Origin of the sequence: Microcystis viridis FACHB-1342 (genome assembly GCF_014698335.1) — a bacterium.
In the GTDB taxonomy this organism is placed as follows: Bacteria; Cyanobacteriota; Cyanobacteriia; order Cyanobacteriales; family Microcystaceae; genus Microcystis; species Microcystis ichthyoblabe_A.
Window position 1 is genome coordinate 20690 of sequence record NZ_JACJSV010000066.1, and the last position, 7245, is coordinate 27934.

Sequence of the window (7245 nt, forward strand, 5' to 3'; positions counted from 1 at the left end):
CTCTTGACAAAATCCCAGCACTTGACATATACTTATTTATATAATGGGAATCCGTGCCTGCCTGCGACCCCCTCATTATTCAGGCAAGATAGACTTAAGAAAATTAAATTTTGAGCGCACGCAGTTCGAGCAACTCACGGACCACGATGCACCCCGACAATAATATTATTGTCGGGAGCGATTGCATTCGTCCTCTTTAAGGGGGAATAATAATACAATTGAGAATGCAGTCAATCCCCTTAATCTCTATGGTCAATAAATTATACTACGGTGATAACCTAGAAGTGCTGCGGAAATATATCAAAGATGAATCGATCGATCTTTGTTATATCGATCCACCCTTTAATTCTAAACGCAATTACAACCAAATTTATAACAACTTAGGCAAGGAAGATCAAGCACAAGCACAAGCGTTTGTGGATACCTGGACATGGGATAATCACGCTAACGAAGCTTTAGAAGAAATTCAAAGCAACTATCAGGGTAAATTTACCAGTCAGACTATCGATTTAATTGACGGTTTAACCAAAGTTTTAGGTAAAGGTAGTCTTCTCGCTTATCTGGTGAGTATGACTCTGAGGATTGTGGAAATCCATCGAGTTTTAAAATCTACCGGTAGCTTTTATCTCCACTGCGATCCTACTGCTAGTCATTATTTAAAAATAGTTTTAGATACTATTTTTTGCTCTCAGAAAGGTATTTTTAGAAATGAAATTATCTGGCACTATAAAAGATGGCCTGCCAAGCAAAGTAATTATCAAAGAATGCACGACGTAATTCTATTTTACTCAAAAAGCTGTCAAAACAATACTTTTAATATCCTGTACGAAGAATTATCTGAGGGGACTCTTAAACGCTGGAAAGGAAAAAAGAATAATGTAGAATTTATAGATAATGTTAGACAAACTACTAAAGCGACTGATGAAGACTCTAAAGGCAGACCTATTGATGATGTTTGGAATATATCGGTAATCAACTCTCAAGCAAGAGAAAGATTAGGTTATCCCACACAAAAACCGGAGGCATTGTTAGAAAGAATAATCAAAGCAAGTAGTAATAAAGGAGATGTAATTTTAGATGCCTATTGTGGGTGTGGAACGACTATCGCTGTAGCAGAGAGATTAGAGAGAAACTGGATTGGAATTGATATAACCTATCAGAGTATTAGCTTAATGTTAAAGCGATTAGAGGACTCCTTTGGTAAAAATGTTTTAGATAAAATTGAACTGAATGGTATTCCCAAAGATCTAGAATCAGCGAAAGCATTAGCCACTAAACCGGATGATCGTACCCGCAAAGAATTTGAGAAATGGGCGGTTTTAACCTATAGTAATAACCGGGCTGTGATTAATGACAAAAAAGGGGCAGATAAAGGAGTAGATGCTATTGCCTATTTTCAGGGAGATAAAGACAACCGGGAGAAAATTATTTTTCAAGTAAAATCCGGTAATGTCAAATCAGGAGACATCAGAGATCTACAGGGAACTATGACACTACAAGGGGCAGCCCTGGGTATATTTATCACCTTGAAACCCCCCAGCAAAGATATGATACAAACAGCCAAATCTGCGGGAATTTATCGCGGTCGTTACATGAGTCAAAGTGTCGATAAAATTGAGATTGTGACAGTACAAGAAATCCTTGAACAGAAAAAACGTCTCGATGTTATCCTCACCTTTGAAGTCCTGAAAGCTGCCGAAAAACAAAGGGAAACCCAAGGACAACAAATGAGTTTAGATATACCCTTTCCCGAATAAAACTCTTTTTGTTATTTTTGGGGATAGGGTGTTAAAAAGTTCCAAACCGACCCTAAGGAAGATATTCCCTGTAGAATGCTAGATTATGCCACCAGACTCTATTGACGCTATCCCCATAAACCTATCCATTCAGTGGTTATTTATCGGGTGCATCTCATATTTTTGGCTCTCTCGTAAATTATTCTATTAAGTGCTATAATTTTATTGATGAAAGAATTTTTGCTGGTAGCTAGTTAAGCTTAGAAGGAGTTGATGTTATGTTAGTTAAAGGAATTAAAAAAGGCAAAAATATTGAGTTATTAGAGGAAGTTGATTTTCCTGATAATGAAGAGGTATTAGTGGAAATTAGAGAGGTTAATGATTTTTGGTCAACCTTGCAAGATTTTAGGCAAAGAGTAGATTTGGCAAGTCTTGATGATGATACTTTTGATAATTTGCGCGACAATTCAACGGGGAGAGATGTTCGTTTATGACTCTCAAATATTTGCTAGATACTAATATTTTGTCAGAGGCTAAACGACCTCACCCGAATCAGAAGGTTATGACGAAGCTAAGATTATCTAAACGGGAAATAGCCACAGCTACTCTGGTTATCCATGAGCTATTATTTGGTTGTTTTCGACTTCCTCTGTCTAAAAAACGCCAAGACTTAGAGGATTATGTAAATAACGTTATTTTAGCCAATCTACCTTTATTCGATTATGACTTAAAATCAGCCCAATATCACACACGGGAAAGGTCAAGGCTGTCTAAAGTCGGTAAAAGTCCTGCTTTTGTTGATGGTCAAATAGCGTCTATTGCTTTTACAAACAATTTGAGTTTAGTTACCAATAATGTTGATGATTTTAAAGATTTTAAGGGTTTAATGATTGAAAATTGGTTTATCTAATCTGTAATTGTTCTGTGCAAATACTCGATAAATCATTTCAGCTAAAAAGGTCTGGGGTGAATAATCTTAGCCGTCACCTTTCCCACCCCATAATGCTCCCCCAGAAAGGTAATCACCGCATGAAAGAGATTTTTTGTTGTGGGCGGAAAATAGTTGAAAGGCCATAAAAAAACGTTGAAAGGCCGCGCTCCCAGTTGCTCTCTATATCTAAAAGTATCTTGCTCCGACAAACTCACCACCGCACCGAGTCTTTGGGCCAGGGCGATACAGTTCTGAAAATTTTGGGTGGCATAACATTGAACGTCAAGCTGATTGCACCGACCGCGCTTGACTAAATCCGCCTGAAATGGCTGAATGCTGCAAAAAATCGGTTTCTGGTACTGAAAATCTAGAGACTGGAACTCCTCCTCCGAATAATGGGCAAAAAAATGGTCATCGACCTGAATCCCATCGCCATGACGAGCCTCATGGATCAGTTCGGCAAGGGTCAGGGAACGATACTGGGGCGACTGAACCCAGACCACCGGCATTAACTTGTACTCTCGCGCCTCCCGACTCACCCGCCGCTGTACCTCATCGGACACCCCCCGAAAATCCAGGAAGACCACCTTATAGTTTTGGCTTTGGATGTCTTTCATGACCTGGCCGAGGGTATTAGTGGAGGAATAAAACCGAATTTGAGGTTGAGAAAGCCAAGTTCCATTGGGAACTCCGGCGATCGCTAATCCTGGACAGAGGCATCCCCACAAAGTTGCCACCCAAATTGCCGTTTTCTGAGATAGTCGTCGGTACTCCCCGGTCATTAACCTATCCATTGTTCGCATCTTCCCTCCGATTTTTCCACTCCGCTCTACATACTGTAATTCTCAATCCGCCCATTTCTCCATTTTCTCTCCCTGTTGATAGAGTTCTTGGCAGTAAGCTAAGGTATTGTCCGATCGAGACAAGATTAAAAACTGCCACGCTTCGATCGCCGTGTCAGTCGAGATAGACCGTTCAAAAACAGCAACCAAACCACCACCACTAACCAATGCACCACCGAGATCGTCCAGAGAGAACCGGTCAGCCAATAGACAACAGTGCAAGTTAATCCCAATAAAGCCGCTAAAATCAAGAAAATAGGCTGAAAAAAAGTCGGATTGCCCTTTTTGTAAAAAATAATTGCATTGAGGGGATGATAGACGGTAAAAAGCGTGATGCTGACCAGAGCAGAGAGGATCAGGTTAGCAGTGGAAGTTGCCGTTTCGGGATGGGGAATTAACAGCACCCGAAAGACGAATTCCTCCCACAATGCCGGGGAGAAAAAACAAAAGACGAGCATTTTCAGTATCTCTAACGGTCTCCGTTCGGGGGAGCGCCAACGTAAAAAACCCGACCAGAAACCGATAGTTAAGGCGATCGCACCGTATAATCCCAATCCAATCGCCGTCACCCCCCAATCCCGACCGGTAAGGGGCAGCACGAGCGCTCCCAGGCTGCGACGGAGCATCGGCGCGATCATCGGCATTTCCCCGAATAACTTGGTCGGTGCGAGGGGTAAAATCTCCGGCATCGCTCCCCCGATCTGATTAGTACGGAGGAACCAGAGAGTAGCTCCTGACCGCAAGAAAATCTCACCGATCACATCATTGCTGCCTCGCGGTAACATCGATCGCCAGCTTAGTAGAGCGTTGGCCAGTGTATTTTCCCGAATCAAGCCTTTTCCGCGACTATCGGTGATACCGGCGAGAATTTCGGCGTTTTGCCGCCAATCAGCCCGGATCACCCCCCGGGGAGCTAATACTTGTTCCAAACGATCGCCCAATTGTCCCAAACGTTGAAAACGCAAAGTTTCTGGGTCATCGGCATGGGTTGTCAACCAAGCGGCGATCTGCGGATCGGTTTCAAACTGGTGGCGCAGGGTAGCGATCGTGATATAAAGGGCCTGATTCGAGTCCTGGACGCAGGAAGTCGCGGGGGTAACACTAGAAACCCCGGTCCCGTCCCCGATCCGGTAGCGAGCCATCATGATCTCTAACTGCTTGCGGAATTCTGTCAGGGGGGACAGAGAAACCCCGCCAAAGTTGTAATCCTCCAAGAGGTCTAATTTTACGATCGCATCGGATAGGGGTCGGGAATTAAGCCATCCCCGCTCTAAACTACCCGTATAGTTCGCCCAACTCTGATATCCCGATAAAATCCCCTGGGGATTGTGTGCATACACCTGATCGTAATCGAGCTGCCACTGCAGCTCTCCCGTCTGGGCATCCCGAATCACTTCGTAGAGAAAATAGGAAAAATGACCTGTTACCGTTGCCAATTGTATTGATTCGCCTTTTTTACCGCCGATTCCCCCGAAGAGATGAATTCCTATGCCTTTATCGCCCTCTTTCCATGATTTTTTTTCACCCTCCGGCAGGACTGTTACCCGACTGGCGGTTCCTTTGCGGGCGGGGGTATCGTTCCAAGTGCCACGGGCGATGTAATCTTGGCCCGATCGCAGCCCAGTCAGGGTTTCCGTCGGCTGCAGTTGAAACAGCGATCGGGGTTTGAGCGCTTGAACGGTAAAGAGGTTATCCCGTCCCTGCGCCCCGTAGATATACCAGCCCTGATTTCCTTCGCTTGCTGCTGCTAACTGTCGAGGGGTGGAGATAAAACGTCCTCCAGAAACTAAGGGTTGTTGGGGAATGCGGATCACTTCCGAGCTGCCGTCGAATTTTCCACTGTCGCGGTTATAGTGTTGCACTCGGAAAAGTTCGCTGCCACAGGGGGGTGAACCGGGGCAAACCTTGGGGATGTCGCTGGAGGTTCGGGGGGGAGCTTCGCCGATAATTTTCACCAATGCCACAAAGCGCCCAGTAACGATCAAGGGCATTCGCTCCACTTGTAATGACGTTTCCCCGATTTCTGCATCGGGAAAGCTGACCACCACATCATCGAGCGGTCGCGATCCGGCGAGTGCTTGCAGTGGTCCGACCCCTGAACGACCATTCAAGCGAGTCGGTAGGATATTTCCCTGTTTTTCACTCTCGATCGCCTCCGGGGTGAAGCGAATATCCTTAGTAACCAGTCCTAAATATCGAGCCAGTGCCGGGGATTGCCGCCAACCTAAACGAACTTTTTGACCGACTAAATCCGGCTGGGGTGCTTGGTAAACCTGCAACCAAGTCCAATCTTCCCCCGGTGTGGCGGAATATTCCTCCGGTTTTGGCAAAATCAGGCGACCGATCCAGGGGGCGATCGGGCGATACCATCGCGGATCGAGGGATTGCTTTAGGGGAAAATAGCCCGGTTGATTGACCGCTAACCGACTCATGATCCAGTAGTCAGCCTTGGCTTCTTCCACAGGCCGCGGACTGAACAGAAAAACCGCTAGAGCGATCGCTGCTAGGGAGAGAAGTATCCAGACAATCCGGGAAATCGTTCTTTTCATGGCATAGCTGACGCTCTTAGATCGAGTCAGGTTTCTCCAGCCTACAGCCTTTATACTAGGGTGTGCTGAAAAAGTTTGTTGGTCGGGTTAAGGAGTCAGGAGTCAGTAGCCGGTCGTCAGGAGTCGGGAGTTTCAGGCTTTGTTGCCCTCTCTTTTTGTACCAATATATGTATTATAAGAAGGAAGGATAATGCAAGGTTTTTGAGAGTCCCAATCCGATTTTCGCAGCATGAACATCGGATTTTAACAGGTCAAAAGCCTTATTTTAAAAGGGTTTTACCATTATTCAGCAAACCCTATGCTAAATCCGTTGAGTATAGGCTACTTATCAGGAGAGGCACTCATGCAAAAGGGGGAATAAATAATCAGTTTTTAATAACCGGATTTAGTATTGTAAAGTTTCAATACAAATATAGTCAGATATAGTCAGGCGTGGTGATATATCTGGACTTCCCCGTTGACAAAAGGCCATAACCTATGCTGTAGGAGGGATTAAGAGAATTTCCGCCGCCCCGTTACTGGGTACAAATCAGGGAAACTCCCAATAAATCTAACGCTTTTTGTTGCAGTTGAGTCGGTCGAGTTATCTTAGAAAAACGATAACTTCCCTCCCTAATCGTACATTCCACTGTATTCAAGCAAATTGTCCCCAAGTCTTCCAACAAAGTCCGAAAACTATGCACAGGAAAGTTCTCTTGATTCCGTTTTTTTCTCTCTTTAGACTGAGCGGATTCACTCCGATTGGCTTTAATCACATTCAGACAACTATCATCAATTTCTTCATCCTCAAATAATAAAGGAGCCAAGCACTGTTTTAAATGCCATTCCACATAATAAGCCAACATACATAAAAAGATATGAGCTTTGACTCTATCACCCTTATAATGATAGATAGGACGTACCTTTAAATCAATTGACTTATAACAGCGAAATGCCTCCTCCACTTGAGACAAACTTTTATAAGCTTTAACCGTCGTCGCTGCATCCATCAAGGTTGACTCCAGAGAAGTTCTTAACACATACACACCATCCAAGGCCGTTTCTTGAGCGATTAATTCCAGCTGACGCTGATAAGAAAAGCCTTCTTCTGTTATCTCTAAGTTATAGTATTTATTGACCTTAAACTGATTAAGAATCTTGCCCACTCTCAAAGCTATCTTATCTTGACCCTTTAAAGCTCTTTTCTC

The 7245-nt window shown here is 44.2% G+C and carries 6 protein-coding genes; 3 read left to right on the forward strand and 3 right to left on the reverse strand.

What is annotated here, in order from left to right:
* The first annotated feature begins 248 nt into the window (after positions 1-248).
* From H6G40_RS18305 to H6G40_RS18315, 3 genes are all read left to right on the forward strand, one after another.
* The gene (locus tag H6G40_RS18305; protein ID WP_190538123.1) at positions 249-1757 is read left to right on the forward strand and encodes a DNA methyltransferase; all 1509 of its coding nucleotides are present in this window, start codon (positions 249-251) and stop codon (positions 1755-1757) included.
* A gap of 257 nt (positions 1758-2014) precedes the next feature.
* Positions 2015-2230 carry a hypothetical protein gene (locus tag H6G40_RS18310; RefSeq protein WP_002736470.1) on the forward strand — a complete coding sequence of 72 codons (216 nt, stop codon included), beginning with the start codon at positions 2015-2017 and terminating at the stop codon, positions 2228-2230.
* Entirely contained in the window at positions 2227-2646 is a 420-nt protein-coding gene (locus H6G40_RS18315) for a type II toxin-antitoxin system VapC family toxin (RefSeq protein ID WP_123231160.1), read from the forward strand. The genes H6G40_RS18310 and H6G40_RS18315 overlap by 4 nt, the downstream gene beginning before the upstream one ends.
* A gap of 41 nt (positions 2647-2687) precedes the next feature.
* Here the strand turns inward: H6G40_RS18315 and H6G40_RS18320 are convergent, their stop codons facing one another.
* The 3 genes from H6G40_RS18320 to H6G40_RS18330 form a co-directional block, all read right to left on the reverse strand.
* Positions 2688-3461 (reverse strand): hypothetical protein, encoded by a 774-nt coding sequence (locus H6G40_RS18320; RefSeq protein ID WP_242028798.1) that lies wholly within the window; start codon positions 3459-3461, stop codon positions 2688-2690.
* Between the two features lie 134 nt (positions 3462-3595).
* Complete coding sequence (locus tag H6G40_RS18325; protein WP_190538125.1) at positions 3596-6058, reverse strand: CPBP family glutamic-type intramembrane protease; 2463 nt, start codon at positions 6056-6058, stop codon at positions 3596-3598.
* 515 nt (positions 6059-6573) lie between these two features.
* Positions 6574-7245: IS1634 family transposase (locus tag H6G40_RS18330; protein WP_190538127.1), on the reverse strand; the 672-nt coding region annotated here is incomplete at its 5' end.